Raw genomic sequence first — 16,606 nt, 5'->3', positions numbered from 1 at the left:
GTGTCGCTCAGCCCGAAACGACGCGCAGGCAGTCGCGCGTCAGGCCGCCACCGGAGCCGCCGCCCGACCGGCACGGCCGCCGACCCAGCCGGCGCGGGCCCGCACCACCACGGTCACGACGACCACGGCCGCCGCAGCCACCACGGCCGCCACCGCCGTCGGGACGGAGACGAGCGGCCCGTCGAACCGGGCCACCGCGACCCACGCCAGACCCCACGCGACCGAGGCCATCGGTGCCAGGCGCCCCCGGCCCCACAGTGCGATGAGCACCCCGACGAGCCCTGCCACCGCGGCGACGACGACGCCCCACGGGTCCTGTCCGAGTCCGAAGCCACGGAAGCCCGCCGCCGTCAGCACCGCGGCGGTGTTGGCGGCCGTCGCGACACAGACCCACCCGAGGTACAGCCCGAACGTGCCGTCGGTCAGGATCGCCTCGACCACGCCCCGGGACGGGGTCCGGCGCAGGATCGTGAACGTCCAGATCAGCACGACGAGCAGTGCGACGATGATCGGTTCGCTCGCCCACAGGAACCCGAACTGCACCGACAGGATCCACGCGGCGTTGAGCAGCAGGGAGAGCACCGCAGGCACCACCAGCCGCTCGTGCCGTTCGTCGTTCGCGGTGCGGAAGAGCTGCAGCACCGCGTAGCCGATGAGTCCGGCGTAGACCACACTCCAGATCGAGAAGGCCGGGCCGTCCGGGGCGATCGCGGTCGAGGACGCCGACAGGGCGCCACCGGCGGCGTCCTGGATGGGCGTGCCGCCGGCAGCGCCCGACCCCACGTACGCGCCGATGACGGCGACGACCGCGCTCACGGCCACCGCGATGCGCTTCCAGATCCTCTTCATGACAGTCCCTTTCGTCAGCATGCTGATGACCTGCACCGTAGGCGGCCGGTGGCGGCGGTCGTGCAGCGCGCGTTCAGGCAGGACGCGGGGCGTGTGGCGGAGCCGGCACGGGCCTCCAGGCCGGAGACCGGCCACCCTGCGTACGGTGGGCGCGTGAGCGTCGAACTGAACACCGTCTACATCGACCGGATCGCCCCGATCGCGAGTCCGTCCCTCGACGACACCTTCCGGATGCTCGACGAGCAGGGCGCCAGTGCGTGCATCGTCCTGCACCAGCCCGACGCCCAGGAACTCGGCGACGTCGCGGTCGCCCTCGGTCTGCACGAGCTCGCCGTCGAGGACTCCGCCGAGGGGCACCAGCGACCGAAGCTCGAGCGCTACGGATCGACGCTGTTCGTGGTGCTCAAGCCCGCGCTGTACAACGACCAGCAGGAAGAGGTGGCGTTCGGCGAGGTGCACGCCTTCGTCGGTGAGACGTTCTTCCTCGTCGTGGTGAAGGCCGACCCGCGGGGCAAGCAGACCGTTCCCCGGGCACTGCAGCGGATGAGCGGCAAGCCGGGTCTGGTGACGGTCGGGCCGCAGGCGCAGCTCTGGGCGCTCATGGACTCCATCGTGGACGGCTACGTGCCGGTGATCGACGGGCTCGAAGAGGACATCAACCAGATCGAGGACCAGCTGTTCTCCGGCGAGGCCGGGGTGTCCCGCCGGGTGTACGAGCTGTTCGGCGAGGTCGTCGACTTCCAGCGTGCAGCGCGTCCACTCGTCTACATCATCGAGAACCTGCACCGCGGTGCCGAGAAGTACCACCTGCCGGTGGAGATGCAGCGCCGGTTCCGCGACGTCCTCGACCACTCGATCCGGGTGGTGGAGCGGCTCGACACCTTCCGGCAGCTGCTGCAGAACGCCCTGACCGTCGACTCCACCCTGGCGGCCCAGAAGCAGAACGACGACACGAAGAAGATCTCCGGGTGGGCGGCGATCCTGTTCGCACCGACGCTCATCGCCGCGATCTACGGGATGAACTTCACGCACATGCCCGAACTCGGCTGGACGTGGGGGTACCCGCTGTCGATCGTCGCGATGGTCCTGTTCGCGGCGATCCTGTACGTGGTGTTCAAGGTGAAGCGCTGGTTCTGAGCCGCGCCGCAGCCGGATTTGCAGCGGACGGCCCCGGACCGGAAAGCTCTGACGTGCAACGACGCCGACTGGAGCCCGCATGCCGCACGAACTCGTCCACCTGAGCGCCGGTGGCGTCTCGCTCGTCCTCGACTGCCGTGACGACGCGCTCCCCGCCGTCGTGCACTGGGGAGCGGCGCTCGGCCCGCTCGACACCGCCGCACTGACGGCACTCGCCGACGCCGACGTCACCCCGGTGTCCCCGAACGAGATGGACGCCCCCGTCCGCCTGTCGGTGCTGCCCGAACCGCACCGCGGCTGGAGCGGCCGTCCGGGGCTCGCCGGGCACCGGGACGGTGCCGACTGGTCGCCGGCGTTCACGGTGACGGCCCTCGCGGTCACGGACACCACGGTCACCGCCGACGCCGCGGACACCACCGCCGGGCTCACGGTCCGGGTGGTGACCGAGATGCTCGGCTCCGGGCTCGTGCGGGCCCGGGCGAGCGTGACGAACACCGCCGACGGCGCCTACACCGTCGACGACCTGACGCTCGCGATGCCGATCCCGTCGGGGGCCCGCGAGATCCTGGACTTCGCCGGCCGCTGGGGCAAGGAACGGACCCCGCAGCGCCGGGAACTCGTCGTCGGCACCCACCAGCGCGAGGGACGGAAGGGCCGCACCGGCACCGACGCGGCGACCGTGCTGACGGTGGGGGAGCCGGGCTTCGGCTTCGCCCGCGGCCAGGTCTGGGGCGTCCACACCGCGTGGAGCGGGAACCACAGGCACCACGCCGAACGGCTCGCCACCGGCCGCCAGGTCATCGGCGGCGGCGAACTCCTGCTGCCCGGCGAGGTCCGGCTCGACACCGGTGCCACCTACGAGGGGCCGTGGGTGTACTTCGCGCACGGCGACGGACTCGACGACCAGGCCCGACGGTTCCACCGCTGGCTCCGCAGCCGCCCGCAGCACCCGACGACGCCGCGCCCGACGACGATCAACGTGTGGGAGGCCGTGTACTTCGACCACGACCTGGCCCGCCTCGTCGACCTCGCCGAGCGTGCTGCGGCCCTCGGCGTCGAACGCTACGTGCTCGACGACGGCTGGTTCCGCGGGCGCCGCGACGACCACGCCGGCCTCGGCGACTGGTACGTCGACGAGGCCGTCTGGCCGGACGGGCTCGGACCCCTGGTCGACCGCGTCCGTGCACTCGGCATGGAGTTCGGCCTGTGGTTCGAACCCGAGATGGTGAACGAGGACAGCGACCTCGCCCGCGCCCACCCGGAGTGGATCCTGCAGGCCGACGGACGACTGCCCGCGCGCTCCCGCGACCAGCAGGTGCTCAACCTGGCGATCCCCGAGGCCTTCGCGTACGTGCTCGAGCGGATGACGGCGATCATCGGTGAGTACGGCATCGAGTACGTCAAGTGGGACCACAACCGCGACCTCGTCGAGGCGGGCTTCCCCGGTGGCGGTGCAGCGGTCCACGAGCAGACCCTCGCGGCGTACCGGTTGATGGCCACGCTCGGCGAGCGGTTCCCCGCGCTGGAGATCGAGTCGTGCTCGTCGGGTGGCGGCCGCGTCGACCTCGGTGTCATCGAGCACACCGCGCGGGTGTGGGTGTCCGACGACATCGACCCGCTCGAGCGTCAGCAGATGCACCGGTGGACGCAGCAGCTCCTGCCGCCGGAGATGCTCGGCTCGCACATCGCCAGCGGCCGGAACCACACCACCGGTCGCGTCCACGACCTCGCCTTCCGCGCCGGCACCGCCCTGGTCGGACACCTCGGCATCGAGTGGGACCTGGCCGGCGCGACCGCCGAGGAGTCCCGGGCGCTCACCGAGTGGATCGCGCTGTACCGGGAGCTCCGCCCACTCCTGCACGGCGGCGACCTGGTGCGCTCGGACGAGGTCGACGACTCGCGGCTCGTGTACGGCACGGTCACGCCGGACCGGCAGCAGGCGGTCTTCTTCCTGGCGAGCATCGGGCGCTCCGAGGTGTCCGGCACCGGCCGGGTCACCTTCCGCGACCTCGACCCGGACACGTCGTACCGCGTCGACCCCGTGGTCATCGGGGCCGGTCATGACCTGGTTCGACCGGACTGGTGGTCCGGCCCGCGCGTCTTCAGCGGACGGGTGCTCGGCACCGTCGGCCTGCAGCCGCCGCTCATGCCGGCCGAGGGCGTGGTGCCGTTCCGGGTGACGGCCGTCTGACGGCGGGTGGTCGGGACACCCGGCCTGGAGGCCCGCCCCGCGTCCGGCGGGCCCGTCGCGGTCCGTCATCGGGTGCGTCCGGCCCGTTAGGCTTCCGGTCATGCCGCACTCCGGACACGCGACCCCGGTCTGGGCCCTCAAGCTCGCCGTCGTCACCGCCCTGGTGGGCGTCTCCGGCGGCATCGCCGGCATCGCGGTCTGGCTCGCGCTCCAGCTCATCCAGTTCGTCGCCTTCGGGTACGGGTTCGGTGGGCACCTCGAGGCGGCCGACGCCCCCTCCGGGCTGAACCGGTTCCTCGCGCTCACCGCCGCCGGGGTCCTGACCGGGTTCGCCTGGTGGGCGCTCCGTCGGTGGGGTCGTTCGATCGTCTCGGTCACCGCGGCCGTCGACGGCAAGCGGATGCCCGCCCTGGCGACGCTCGCGAACGCCGGCGTCCAGATCCTGGCCGTGGGGCTCGGGGCGTCCATCGGCAAGGAAGTCGCGCCGCGCGAGGTCGGGGCCTGGCTCGCCCAGCTCGTCACCCGTCGTGCGGGGCTGACGGCGCGCGAGACGAAGATCCTCGTGGCCTGCGGTGCCGCGGCCGGCCTCGCCGCCGTGTACGACGTGCCCCTCGGCGGTGCCCTGTTCGCGGTCGAGGTCCTGCTCGGCGAGATCAGCTTCGCGACCGCGCTGCCCGCCTTCGCCACGAGTGCGGTCGCCGCCATCACCGCCCGGCTCGTGATCCCGGACGAGGTGCTCTACCACGTGCCCGCGATGCACCTGTCGCCGTCGCTGCTGGTCTGGGCGATCGTCGTGGGGCCGGTGCTCGGGCTCGCCGGGGTCGGGTTCGTGAAGCTGACCAACCGGCTGCAGGGCATCGCGCCGAAGGGCTGGCACCTGCTCGTCGTGCTGCCGCTGGTGTTCGCGATGGTCGGGCTCATCGCGATCCCGTTCCCGGAGATCCTCGGCAACGGGCGCGCGCTCGGCCTCGTCGCGATGAACAGTGCCCTGGACGATTCGTCGTTCGCCGGTCTCTCGCCGGTCGTGTTCCTGCTGCTGCTCGGTGTCCTGCGGACCGTGACCACCTCGGCCACCATCGGCGCTGGTGCGGTCGGTGGCACGCTGACCCCCTCGATCGCGATCGGTTCGGCGATCGGCGGCGGACTGGGTGGCGCGTGGCTGCTGCTCTGGCCGGCGGACGGCCCGAGCCTGGCGGCCTTCGCGTTCGTCGGTGCCGCGGCCTTCCTCGCCACCACCATGCGCGCACCGTTCACCGCGCTCGTGCTCGTCGTCGAGTTCACGCAGCAGGGCACCGACATCCTCGTGCCCTCGTTGCTCGCGGTGTCCGGCGCGGTCGCCGTCGGGTACGTCCTCGCCCGTCGTCGCAGCGCCCAGATGGTGTGAGGACCCCGGACGTTCCGGTACGGACGGCGGCCCAGGGGCCTACTGTCGGCGCCAGGACGGAGCGACGGGCTCCGCACCGAGACGAGGAGCAGCCGATGGCGGGGTTCGACGACATCACGAAGAAGGCCCAGGAGTTCCTGAAGGACGGCAAGGTCCAGGACGCCCTGAAGAGCGAGAAGGCCGAGGACGTCAGCGACAAGGTGCTCGGCGGCGTGGCCGACGCGGTCAAGAAGGCCACGGGCGGCAAGTACGACGACAAGATCGACGGCGCCCGCGACGCAGCGGACGAGAAGATCGGCAACGAGTAACGAACGACGTGCGACGGCCCAGGTCCCGGCGTGGTCCTGGGCCGTCACCGTGCCGACTGGACGCGGTCGGGAACAACGGACACCATGGACGGGTTGCTCCGGACAGCAGCACCAGGAGGACGAGACGTGACAGTCGTGGCGCCGAACCAGCCGCTCACCGAGACCGAGGTCGAGGCGATCAAGCAGGACTTCCCGATCCTCGCGCAGGACGTGAACGGGCAACCGTTGGCGTACCTGGACTCCGGGGCGACGGCGGAACGCCCGCGCCAGGTCCTCGACGCTGAGCGACGCTTCCTCGAGCACGACAACGCCGCCGTCCACCGCGGTGCGCACACGCTCGCGGCGCTCAGCACCGACGCCTACGAGGACGCCCGTGCCACCGTCGCCGGGTTCATCGGCGCGGCTGCCCCGGCCGAGGTCGTCTGGACCGAGAACGCCACCGACGCTCTCAACCTCGTCGCCTACGGCATGGCCAACGCCAGCCGCGGTCGCGGGGGCGTCGACGCCGCACGCTTCCGGCTCGGCGCCGGCGACGAGATCCTGGTGACCGAGGCCGAGCACCACGCCAACCTCGTGCCGTGGCAGGAACTCGCAGCCCTGACCGGTGCGACCCTGCGCTGGATCCCGGTCGCCGACGACGGCACCTGGACCGCCGACGACGCCGCAGCGCTGATCACCGACCGCACGAGAGTCGTCGCGTTCTCGCACGTCTCGAACGTCACCGGGATGATCGCCCCCGTGGAGCAGGTCGTCGGCCTCGCCCACGCCCGCGGTGCCCTCGTGGTGCTCGACGCCTGCCAGTCCGCTCCGCACCGTCCCCTCGACGTGCAGCAGCTCGGTGTCGACTTCGCCGCGTTCTCCGGGCACAAGATGCTCGGCCCGAACGGCATCGGCGTGCTCTGGGGACGGAGCGAGCTGCTCAACGCCCTGCCGCCGTTCCGCACCGGCGGCTCGATGATCACCACCGTGACGATGGAGGGCTCCGAGTTCATGCCAGCGCCCGAGCGGTTCGAGGCCGGCACGCAGCCCGTGTCCCAGGCGGTCGCCCTGGCCGAGGCCGTGCGCTACCTGCAGGGCATCGGCATGGAACGGGTCCGCGCCCACGAGGAGCACCTCGCCCGCCGGATGCTCGTCGGCCTCGCTGCCGTGCCCGGCATCCGCCTGGTCGGCCCGCCCGCCGGTGTCCCGCGCTCCGGCCTGGTGTCCTTCGACGTCGACGGTGTGCACGCCCACGACGTCTCGCAGTACCTCGACGCGCAGGGCATCGCCGTGCGATCCGGCCACCACTGCGCCCAGCCCCTGCACCGCCGGCTCGGCCTCGTCGCGACGAGCCGTGCCAGCACGTACGTGTACACGACCGAGCACGACGTCGACCGGTTCCTCGCAGCCGTCGCCGAGATCCGCGACTACTTCGGAGCGACCGCGTGAACGCCCTCGACAGCCTGTACCAGCAGGTCATCCTCGACCACGCGAAGGCGCGGCACGGCGACGGTGCGATGCCGGACGCGGACGCCTCGCACTTCGAGCGGAACCCCACGTGCGGCGACGAGATCACGGTCAGCCTGCGGCTCGAAGCCGGCACCGACCGCATCGCCGGGCTCGCCTGGCAGGGTGACGGCTGCTCGATCTCGATGGCCTCGGCATCGGTCCTCACCGACATGGCCGTCGGCCGCACGGTGCCCGAGTTCCTCGCACTGACCGAGGAATTCCGCACCATGATGCGCTCACGCGGCGTCGGTGAACCCGACGAGGACGTCCTCGAGGACCTCGTCGCCTTCCACGGCGTCTCCAAGTTCGTCATGCGCGTCAAGTGCGGCATGCTCGCCTGGGTCGCGGCGGAAGCCGCCGCGCGCGAGGCGACCGCGTCCCGCTGAGCCGGGTGCGGCCACGCAGGGAGCGCGATGATCTTCGAGACGGAGCGACCCGGCGCAGGCCGGGCCGACGCGATCGTGCGGGCCTACCTGACCGAGGTCGCGTCGCGGTGGTACGGGCGGGCGGCGACGTCGGCCGAGGTCGACCGCGCGCTCGACGAGGAGCCGTACGACGACCTGCAGGGTGACTCCGGGGTGTTCGTCGTCGCGAGTGAAGGGGAAGCCGCTGTCGCCTGCGCCGGCGTGCGCTTCGTCGGTGCCGTCGGCGAGCTGACGAAGGTGTTCACACTGCCGGAACACCGCGGCCGAGGCATCGGTTCGGCGCTCCTGCGCCACGTGGAGGACTTCTGCCGAGACCGCGGGACCACGTCGCTGCGGCTGGACACGCGGGCCGAGCTCGCCGAAGCTTGTGCGCTCTACGAACGGCTCGGTTTCGTCCGGGTGTCGCCGTTCAACGATGATCCGTACTCGGACCGCTGGTACGCGAAGTCGCTCAGGGGAGCGTGACGACGAGCTTCCGGGCGGAGACACCGTCGCGGAGCTCGGCCAGGGCGTCGGGGATCGCGGCGAGTCCCGATCCGACGACGGAGGCGGTCGGGGTGGCACGGTACCGACCCGTGCGGAGCGCTTCGGGCAGGAAGTCGCGGTAGATCGCGGGGCCGACCTCGGACTCCGTCGGGCGGCCGCCCCAGATCGCAGTGACGTGGACCCCGTGTCGGCGCTCGAGCCGCGCACGGATCGTCGTCACCGGTGTCGGGTACGCGGATGCGAGCCGGCCGGAGCCGGTGGCCGTCCGGACGATCGGGAGCGTGCGGGTCAACGAACCCTGACCGAAGGCGAGGGTGCCGGCGAGCTCCCGGTCGGCGAGTGCGTCGAGGATGCGGCGTGCGGCACCGTCGTCGCGGTAGTCGAACACGGCCTCGGCCCCGAGGTCCTGCACGAACCCGTGGTTCTTCGGCGATGCGGTGCCGATCACGGCGTACCCGGCGGCCCGGGCGAGCTGAACGGCGTTGGCGCCGACGCTCGTGGACGCACCCCACACCAGGACGACCCCGTCGCGGTCGACCGTGTCTGCCGTCGGGAGCGACAGCGCGAGCTGGTCCGGCTCGAAGAGACCTGCCGCGGCGGTCGAGACGGCGAGTGGCAGGACCGCTGCCTGCTCGGCGGGCAGGGCATCCGGAACCGGGGTCGTCACGCGTTCGAGCAGCAGGACCTGGTGCTGGAAGGCGCCTTCGGCAGCGCTGTTCCGGTGCTGTTCCTGCCCCGCCGCGTGCCCGACGACCCGGTCGCCCACGCGGAACCGCTCGACGTCCGGGCCGATCGCGACCACGGTGCCGGCGACGTCCGACCCGAGGACCGCGGGGAACCGCAGCTTCGGGAACACCAGGTGCCGGAAGAGCCCGCTGACGGCGTCGACCGGGTTGACCGCGACGGCCTCGGCACGGACGACGAGTTCGCCGGGGCCGGGCTGGGGGACCGGAGCGGGTCCGACGGCGAACCGTCCGGTCGACGTGGTCCACAGTGCTGCGTTGCCGGATGACGACATGGTGTCCCGATCTCTTGCTCGAAGTGAGTCATGACACGACGTGTCATCGCCCAGTCAACCATGACACGCCGTGTCATCGCCACTACTGTGAACACATGCGTTGGTCTCCGGATGCCCGAGGGCGACTCGAACGAGCGGCGTTCGAGTTGTTCGCCGAGCAGGGCTACGAGGCGACGACCGTGCCGCAGATCACCGCACGGGCCGGACTCACGACCCGCACCTTCTTCCGGCACTTCGCCGACAAGCGCGAGGTGATCTTCGCCGGCGACGAGATCCCCGACCTCGCCCGGGCCGCCATCCAGGGCGCGCCGGCCGGGGTCGACCCGCTCGACATCGTCGTGCGCGGCCTCCGCACCGTCGCCGACGAGCGGTTCGAGGGGCGTCATGACCAGGTCGGTTCGGTGCGGCGGCTGGTGCTGTCCGAGCCGTCGCTCCGGGAGCGCGACGCACGGAAGCGTGCCGACCTGACGGACGCCGTGCGCGAGGCCTTCGTCGGCCGCGGGCTCGACCCGTCCGAGGCGGCGGTCATCGCCGAGACGACCGTGATGCTGTTCCACCTGGCGCTCGAGGCCTGGCTCACCGGACCGGCCGAGCGCCGGATGGCCGACATCGTCGACGAGCAGCTCAGTGCGCTCCGTGGGGTGCTCGATCGGCGGCCCGCAGCGTCATGAACACGTCGACACCGTCGTCGGTGTCGAGCACGAAGCCGTGTCGTTCGTACAGTCGGCGGGCAGGGCTGCCCACCAGCACGTTGAGCCGAGTCGAGCCGTCGTGGGGCTCGTCGAGGACGGCGCGCAGCACGGTCGACCCGACCCCACGGCCCTGGACGTCGGGCGCGAGGTAGAAGTGCTCGACCCAGCGGACGCCGTCCTCGTTGCGCACGGTGATCGAGCCCACGTCGCGGCCGTCGACCACGACGATGCGGGTCAACTGTGGCTGGAACGCGTCGCGGAGGCGCTGTCGCACACGCGCCTCGTCGAACACCTCGAGTCGTGTCAGGTCGTCGCGCAGCACCACGGCCCGGAGCTCGACGAGCCACTCGAGGTCTTCGGTGGTGCTGTTCCGCAGTGCGACGTCCATCCGCTCAGCCTACGAACCCCGCGAGCGCTCAGACCGCACTGCGGAGCGAAGTGACCATGCTCCGCAGGATCTGACGGGCCTCGGTCTGCTGGTCCGCGGTCAGGTCGGTGAGCATCCGCTGCTCGACCCCGCGGATCGCCGCACTCGCCTGCGCCAGGCTCCGTCGTCCGCTGTCGGTCAGCTGCGTGGGGAGCGCCTTGCCGACCGACGGCTCGGTGGCACGGGTGACGAAGCCGTCCCGCTCCAGGGTCTGCAGCAGCACGTTCATCGACTGCCGGGTGACGAACGTGCCGCGCGCGAGCTCGGAGTTCGACAGGCCGGGTCGCTGCGCCAGCAGTTCGAGGCAGGAGTAGTGCGTCACCGTCATGCCGAGTGGGCGCAGCACGGCTTCCATCGAGGCACGGAGGGCGCTCGCGGTCTCCTTGAGCAGGTAGCCGATCGACGTCTCGAGGTGGATGCCGGTGTCGTCTTGACGCATGTCAGTAGTCTGACATAGGTTGTCCCGTGTCAGAAGACTGACACGAACCTGAGGAGCACCACATGCCCGTCACCGGCCCCGACTTCATCTCCCTGCAGACCCGCGACCTCGATGCCTCGCAGGCGTTCTACGAGCGGTACCTCGGTCTCGTCCGTTCCCAGGCCGGCCCGCCGCACGCCGTCGTGTTCGAGACGACGCCGATCGCCTTCGCCCTGCGTGACATCGTCCCCGGCACGGACCTCGACGCGGTGGCACAGCCCGGCATCGGCGCCGCGATCTGGCTGCACGCGACCGACGTCCAGGCGATCCACGACGCGCTGGTCGCCGACGGGCACCGGATCGTCTCGGCGCCGATCGACGGCCCGTTCGGCCGGACGTTCACGTTCGCCGACCCCGACGGCTACCACGTGACGCTCCACGACCGCGCCTGAGCCCCGGAGCCGGCCATGCGTCGGGCGCGGGCGGCGCGCCGGACGCGGGGCGGGCCTCCAGTCCGTCGCCGGAGCCGACCGTCACGCTTCGTCACGATCCGTGACGGTCCGAGGTGTCCGACGTAGCGTCTCGACCCGTGACCACCAGCAGCGAGCACCGGCAGATCCGCTTCAACGCGTTCGACATGAACTGCGTCGCGCACCAGTCCTCCGGACTGTGGCGGCACCCCCGCGACCGGTCGCGGGACTACCGCGACCTGACCTACTGGACCGACCTGGCGAAGACGCTCGAGCGCGGCGCGTTCGACGGCATCTTCATCGCCGACGTCCTGGGCACCTACGACGTGTACGGCGGCTCGAACGAGGCCGCGCTCCGCACCGGGTCGCAGGTGCCCGTGAACGACCCGATCCTGCTCGTGTCGGCGATGGCGTCGGTGACCGAGCACCTGGGCTTCGGCATCACGGCCGGCACCGCGTACGAGCACCCGTACCCGTTCGCCCGACGCATGTCGACGCTCGACCACCTGACGGAGGGCCGGGTCGGCTGGAACGTCGTCACCGGGTACCTGCCGAGCGCCGCACGCAACATGGGCCAGACGGACCAGCTGTCGCACGACGACCGGTACGACGTAGCGGACGAGTACCTCGAGGTCCTCTACAAGCTGTGGGAGGGCTCGTGGGAGGACGACGCCGTCGTCGCCGACCGCGAAGCCGGGGTCTTCACGGACCCGGCGAAGGTGCACCCGATCGAGCACCACGGGACGCACTTCGACGTGCCGGGCATCCACCTGTCCGAGCCGTCCGTGCAGCGCACGCCCGTCATCTACCAGGCGGGCGCGTCGCCGCGCGGCATCCGCTTCGCCGCGGAGAACGCGGAGGCGGTCTTCGTGGGTGCACCGACCGTCGAGCAGCTCGCGTCGACCGTCGCGAAGGTCCGGGACGCCCTGGAGGCAGCTGGTCGCGACCGGTACGCAGCCCGCGTCTACACGCTGCTCACCGTGATCACGGACGCCACCGACGAGCTGGCCCAGGCGAAGTACGAGGACTACCTGTCGTACGCGTCGGAGCTCGGTGCGCTGGTGCTCAACTCCGGCTGGATGGGCGTCGACCTGTCGCAGTGGGACCCGGACCAGCCCCTCGGCGACGTCGAGTCGAACGCGATCCAGTCGGCGGCGGCGAACATCGCGGCAGCGACCGGCGAGGACGGGTCGAAGTGGACGATCCGCGACCTGGCGCGGCAGACGGCGATCGGCGGGCTCGGCCCGGTGGCGGTCGGTGGGGGAGCGACCATCGCCGACCGGCTGCAGGAGATCCAGGAGCTGACCGACGTCGACGGCTTCAACCTGGCGTACGCGGTCACCCCGGGTACGTGGGAGGACGTCATCGAGTTCGTGATCCCGGAACTCCGTGCCCGCGGGGCCTACCCGGAGGCGTACGAGTCGGGTTCGCTCCGGCAGAAGCTGCACGGACGCGGGGACCGCCTGCCCGACGAGCACCGTGGGGCGTCGTTCAGGATCGGGAGCCGGGCGGTCGTAGGCTGATCGGGTGATCGAGTCGTCCGTGGTCGTGCGTCCTGCGACCCCGGAGGAGACCGACACCTGCTTCGACCTGTGGGCCGCGGCCGTTGCGGCCCGTGACGGCGCCGCGGAGGACCCGGCGGTCCGGGAGCGCGCCCGGCAGAAGTTCGCCGCTGACCACGTCGCCTGGCTGGTGGCGCCCGGACCCGACGGTGCGGTCGACGGCTTCGTGCTGGTCACGGCACCCGGCACCGGACGGTCGACGGACCCGGCGGACGCCGCCTACCTGTCGTTGCTCGCGGTGCGTCCCGGCGTGCAGGCCCGCGGGGTCGGACGGTCGCTGCTGTCCGAGGCCGTGCACGACGCCCGGGCTGCCGGCCACCCGCGCGTGGTGCTGCACGTGCTCGGCGACAACGACCGGGCGGTGCGGCTGTACGAGGCGGGTGGCTTCGTGGCGACGGGTGACGAGTTCGCGCACGCGCTGAGCGGCGTCACCACCCGCGTCTACGTCGCGGGCTGATGCTGGCTACGCGTCCCGACCGTGCACCGGCGTCCACGTCGGGTAGGTCGCCGAACGCCCGTCGCCCGACGACGTGCGGGTGATCCGGCGCTGCAGCCACGGCAGGACGTACTCGCGGTAGTAGCGGAGCTCTTCTCCCAGGCGGGCCCGGGTGGCGCCGGCGTCCGCGGGCTCGAGCGGCGCGGGGCCGTCGAGGACCGCGTGCAGCGCCAGGTCCGCGACGCGCTGGTGCCCGGTGGCGTTCATGTGCAGCCGGTCGTCCGACCAGAACTCGGCGCGGCCGAGGTGCGGGTCGCGGGAGACGTCGACGAACGGCAGGCCGTGGCGTCGGGCGAGCGTGCCGAGCGCTTCGGCCCAGGCGTCACCGCGGCGGTTGATCAGGGAACCGAGGGGCAGGCGGGCACTCGGGTCGGCCGGGCTGAGGAGCGCCAGACGCGCGCCGGTGGCCTCGACGCGGTCGGCGGCGGCCTCGACCTGCCCGATCAGCGCGTCCACCTCGAAGCGCGGGCGCAGCAGGTCGTTGCCGCCGGCGCAGAAGGTGATGAGGGTCGGCGCCGGGTCGAGCGCGAGTGCGGCGCCGAGCTGGCCGTCGAGGACCCCGGCGAGCAGTCGGCCGCGCACCGCGAGGTTGGCGTACGAGACGTGGGCGTCCGAGGCGCCCGCCATCGCGCTCGCGAGTCGTCCGGTCCAGCCGGGGAACGGAGCGGCCCCGGCGTCGCCGATGCCCTCCGAGAAGCTGTCGCCGATCGCGACGTAGCGGATGGTGTCGTGCATGCGCCCATCATCGTGCACATGCCTGTGCAGGTTCCCGGCACGACAGTCGTACCGGGAACCCGCATCAGCGAACCCTCATAGCACCGACTTCGGGACCCGGTGCAGGGTGACTGCGCCGACGGCGGCGAAGGGGTGCAACGGGTCCGGCGCGGTGGAGCCGGTCGGCCCGCCGAGCTTCGAGTCACCGACCGCGCTGAGCACCGCGTAGGCGTCCTCGGCGGTCCAGCCGTGCTCGTCGACGAGGAACGCGAAGGCGTCCTCGTACCCGCGCCGGACGCTCTCCTGCACGGGGTCGCCGAGACCGACGAACAGCCAGTCGTCAGCGGTCTCGATGCGGGGTGCGCGGAGCACGGGGCCGCCCTTGACCAGGTCGACGGAGACGATCGCGGTGCCCTGGGCCTCGATGGCGACGAACGACGACTCGCCCTCGGCCATGAGCGCGTGGATGTCGCCGATCGACAGCAGCGCGCCGGGGACCCGGACGGGCAGGGACACGGTCGAGCCGGGGCGGGCCTCGGTGACGTCCATGTTGCCGCCCTCCGGGTAGGCCGGCATGATCGTCGAGTTCTCACCCTCGGCCGGGGCCGTCCCGATGCACCCGATCATCGGCCGCACGGGGAACCGGTGCCGGTCGGACACCTGCACCGTGCCGTCCGAGATCGGGCATCGGCGGGCGAAGACCCGGTCGCCCATCACGTGCTGCAGGGCCCCGGAGCCGGGCAGGGACACCGACCACCCGTGCGTGGTCAGCTCGATGGCGTGGATGGTCACCACGAGGGTGTCGCCGGGTTCTGCCCCCTCGACGAACACCGGGCCGGTCACCGGGTTGATCGGTGCCTGCAGCTGCGCCATGTCGTGGTGCTGGTCGAGTTCGGCGTAGACGGCGTCGGTGGTCTCGAAGCCGATGGTCTCGCCGGTGCCGGGGCGGACCCGCAGCACGGGCTCCCGGTCTGCGGAGAACCCGGGGCGGCCGAGGGTGTTCGGCAGGAAGTGGTCCGGGGTCATCGTGCGTCCTCCGTCGTCGGTTCTGCTTCCGAGCCGACCTCGGTGGAACGGCCGGTGCGTCGGTAGTACAGGAACACTGCCGCGCCGACGATCAGCCAGACGATGCCGCCGACCTTCGCCTCGACCGCGGCGTTCAGCAGGACGTACCCGATGATCAGGAACCCGATCAGCGGCACGACCAGGTGCAGCAGCCAGTTGCGCGACTTCCCCTTGACGACGTGGTGCACGAAGACGGACACGTGCAGGAGCATGAAGCCGAACAGCGCGCCGAAGTTCACGAGCGACGAGATCGTGTCGATCTGCCCGACGAAGAACAGCACCAGGATCGCGGACAGCACCGAGACGACGATGATCGCGTTCTGCGGCACCTGGCGACCGTTGAGCTTGTGCAGGAACGCGGGCAGCTGACGGTCGCGGCTCATCGAGAAGAGGAGGCGGCTCGTCGCGGCCTGCGCGGCCATGGCGTTCGCGATGCCGACGGCGAGCACGTTGACGGCGAAGAACGCGGTGGCCCACCCGCTCGACGACGCCTGCTCGACGATGGTGAAGAAGGCATTTCCGGCCTCACCCTTCGGGAACGCGTCACGACCCCCGGCGATGGCGCTGGCGAGCCAGGTCTGCAGGATGAACAGGAACGCCACGATGACGAGCGCCAGGATCATCGCCGTGCCGGCTCCGCCACGACGGCCGGTGGACTCCTCGGACAGGGTGGAGATGCCGTCGAAGCCCAGGAAGCTCAACACCGCGATCGACAGCGCCGACGCGATGAGCGGGGCCGACACCTTGGCCGGGTCCCAGATCTGCGCGGTGCTGAAGGACGCGTCCGGAATAGTGCCGCCGGTCAGCGCGACGATCGCGATGACGACGAAGATCGCGACGAAGACGAGCTCGATGAGCAGGAAGATGCGGTTCGCGAGCTTGAGCGAGGACACCCCGGCCAGGTTGATGACGGTGTTGATCGCGACGAACACGAGCGCCCACAGCCAGCGGGGCGTGCCCGGGAAGATGCCGACCATGCTCTCGGCGGCGAACACGTAGAGCAGCGTCGGGACGAGCAGGTAGTCGAGCAGGATCGCCCAGCCTGCGAAGAACCCGGCGGTGGGGTGGATGCCGCGGCCGACGTACGAGAACACGCTGCCGGCGAGGGGGATCGACTTCGCCATCTGCGCGTAGGCCAGAGCGGTGAAGATCATCGCGACGAGGCCGACCAGGTACACCAGCGGCACCATGCCGCTGGAGGCGTTGTAGACGGTCCCGAAGATCGCCCACGGGGCGATCGGGACCATGAAGACCAGCCCGTAGATGAGCAGGTCGGTGGTGCTGACGGAGCGCTTGAGCTCCTGCTTGTAGCCGTAGGCCTCGAGCTGCTGCTGTGCGGAGAGCTCGCTGTGCTGCTGCGACATGTCGGGTTCCGTTTCGGGTGGAGGGACGGGTGCGGCTGTGGGGGGTGGGGACTTCCGGTCTGGAGGCGCGGGGGGGGCCCCCCCCCCCCCCCCCCGGCTGGTCGGGGCCGGG

Annotated in this window: 18 protein-coding genes; 11 read left to right on the top strand and 7 right to left on the bottom strand. The window is 71.5% G+C overall.

Translation table 11 applies throughout. The features are described from left to right. Window positions 1–39: 39 nt before the first annotated feature. Window positions 40–849 (bottom strand): tryptophan-rich sensory protein, encoded by an 810-nt coding sequence (locus tag ITJ50_RS13285; RefSeq protein ID WP_140449041.1) that lies wholly within the window; start codon window positions 847–849, stop codon window positions 40–42. A 153-nt stretch (window positions 850–1,002) separates the two neighbouring features. Between ITJ50_RS13285 and ITJ50_RS13280 the strand changes: the two genes are divergently transcribed. From ITJ50_RS13280 to ITJ50_RS13250, 7 genes are all read left to right on the top strand, one after another. After that, a complete protein-coding gene (locus ITJ50_RS13280; RefSeq protein ID WP_017888467.1) occupies window positions 1,003–1,986 on the top strand; it encodes a magnesium and cobalt transport protein CorA in 984 nt (327 codons plus the stop codon). 79 nt (window positions 1,987–2,065) lie between these two features. Next, window positions 2,066–4,177: an alpha-galactosidase gene (locus tag ITJ50_RS13275; RefSeq protein WP_194590681.1), complete on the top strand. Its 2,112-nt coding sequence runs from the start codon at window positions 2,066–2,068 to the stop codon at window positions 4,175–4,177. 100 nt (window positions 4,178–4,277) lie between these two features. Beyond that, entirely contained in the window at window positions 4,278–5,561 is a 1,284-nt protein-coding gene (locus ITJ50_RS13270; protein WP_017888469.1) for a chloride channel protein, read from the top strand. Window positions 5,562–5,656: 95 nt separating this feature from the next. Beyond that, window positions 5,657–5,869 (top strand): antitoxin, encoded by a 213-nt coding sequence (locus ITJ50_RS13265; RefSeq protein WP_017888470.1) that lies wholly within the window; start codon window positions 5,657–5,659, stop codon window positions 5,867–5,869. 135 nt (window positions 5,870–6,004) lie between these two features. Continuing rightward, complete coding sequence (locus ITJ50_RS13260) at window positions 6,005–7,297, top strand: aminotransferase class V-fold PLP-dependent enzyme (protein WP_017888471.1); 1,293 nt, start codon at window positions 6,005–6,007, stop codon at window positions 7,295–7,297. After that, window positions 7,294–7,743 (top strand): Fe-S cluster assembly sulfur transfer protein SufU, encoded by a 450-nt coding sequence (gene sufU / locus ITJ50_RS13255; RefSeq protein WP_042538174.1) that lies wholly within the window; start codon window positions 7,294–7,296, stop codon window positions 7,741–7,743. The genes ITJ50_RS13260 and sufU overlap by 4 nt, the downstream gene beginning before the upstream one ends. Window positions 7,744–7,770: 27 nt before the next feature. Continuing rightward, window positions 7,771–8,247, top strand: a complete 477-nt coding sequence (locus ITJ50_RS13250) for a GNAT family N-acetyltransferase (protein WP_194590680.1) — start codon at window positions 7,771–7,773, stop codon at window positions 8,245–8,247. Here the strand turns inward: ITJ50_RS13250 and ITJ50_RS13245 are convergent. Continuing rightward, a complete protein-coding gene (locus ITJ50_RS13245; protein WP_194590679.1) occupies window positions 8,234–9,286 on the bottom strand; it encodes a zinc-binding alcohol dehydrogenase family protein in 1,053 nt (350 codons plus the stop codon). The two genes, ITJ50_RS13250 and ITJ50_RS13245, sit on opposite strands and share 14 nt — an antisense overlap. Window positions 9,287–9,381: 95 nt before the next feature. Between ITJ50_RS13245 and ITJ50_RS13240 the strand changes: the two genes are divergently transcribed. Further along, a complete protein-coding gene (locus ITJ50_RS13240; RefSeq protein WP_194590678.1) occupies window positions 9,382–9,957 on the top strand; it encodes a TetR/AcrR family transcriptional regulator in 576 nt (191 codons plus the stop codon). On the opposite strand, the gene ITJ50_RS13235 is transcribed toward ITJ50_RS13240, so the two are convergent. Both ITJ50_RS13235 and ITJ50_RS13230 read right to left on the bottom strand, forming a co-directional pair. Continuing rightward, window positions 9,911–10,366 carry a GNAT family N-acetyltransferase gene (locus ITJ50_RS13235; protein ID WP_194590677.1) on the bottom strand — a complete coding sequence of 152 codons (456 nt, stop codon included), beginning with the start codon at window positions 10,364–10,366 and terminating at the stop codon, window positions 9,911–9,913. The genes ITJ50_RS13240 and ITJ50_RS13235 overlap by 47 nt on opposite strands. Window positions 10,367–10,394: 28 nt before the next feature. After that, window positions 10,395–10,844: a MarR family winged helix-turn-helix transcriptional regulator gene (locus ITJ50_RS13230; protein ID WP_194590676.1), complete on the bottom strand. Its 450-nt coding sequence runs from the start codon at window positions 10,842–10,844 to the stop codon at window positions 10,395–10,397. Window positions 10,845–10,906: 62 nt separating this feature from the next. On the opposite strand from ITJ50_RS13230, the gene ITJ50_RS13225 reads away from it, so the two are divergent. The 3 genes from ITJ50_RS13225 to ITJ50_RS13215 all read left to right on the top strand — a co-directional run bounded on the left by ITJ50_RS13225 (window position 10,907) and on the right by ITJ50_RS13215 (window position 13,312). Then, entirely contained in the window at window positions 10,907–11,275 is a 369-nt protein-coding gene (locus ITJ50_RS13225; RefSeq protein ID WP_017888480.1) for a VOC family protein, read from the top strand. 137 nt (window positions 11,276–11,412) lie between these two features. After that, complete coding sequence (locus tag ITJ50_RS13220; protein WP_323749912.1) at window positions 11,413–12,816, top strand: LLM class flavin-dependent oxidoreductase; 1,404 nt, start codon at window positions 11,413–11,415, stop codon at window positions 12,814–12,816. A gap of 4 nt (window positions 12,817–12,820) precedes the next feature. Further along, window positions 12,821–13,312, top strand: a complete 492-nt coding sequence (locus ITJ50_RS13215; protein WP_194590675.1) for a GNAT family N-acetyltransferase — start codon at window positions 12,821–12,823, stop codon at window positions 13,310–13,312. Window positions 13,313–13,318: 6 nt separating this feature from the next. Here ITJ50_RS13215 and ITJ50_RS13210 read toward each other — a convergent pair whose 3' ends face one another. From ITJ50_RS13210 to ITJ50_RS13200, 3 genes are all read right to left on the bottom strand, one after another. Beyond that, complete coding sequence (locus ITJ50_RS13210; RefSeq protein WP_228499929.1) at window positions 13,319–14,086, bottom strand: SGNH/GDSL hydrolase family protein; 768 nt, start codon at window positions 14,084–14,086, stop codon at window positions 13,319–13,321. Window positions 14,087–14,161: 75 nt separating this feature from the next. Beyond that, a complete protein-coding gene (locus tag ITJ50_RS13205) occupies window positions 14,162–15,091 on the bottom strand; it encodes an acetamidase/formamidase family protein (RefSeq protein WP_042538158.1) in 930 nt (309 codons plus the stop codon). Further along, on the bottom strand, window positions 15,088–16,494 hold the full coding sequence (locus ITJ50_RS13200) for an APC family permease (protein ID WP_071252005.1): 1,407 nt from the start codon (window positions 16,492–16,494) through the stop codon (window positions 15,088–15,090). Before ITJ50_RS13200 ends, ITJ50_RS13205 begins: the two co-directional genes overlap by 4 nt. Window positions 16,495–16,606: the final 112 nt, after the last annotated feature.

This window comes from Curtobacterium sp. VKM Ac-2889 (assembly GCF_015350855.1).
GTDB classification, from domain to species: Bacteria; Actinomycetota; Actinomycetes; order Actinomycetales; family Microbacteriaceae; genus Curtobacterium; species Curtobacterium poinsettiae.
This window is presented reverse-complemented; position numbering and strand designations above follow the sequence as displayed.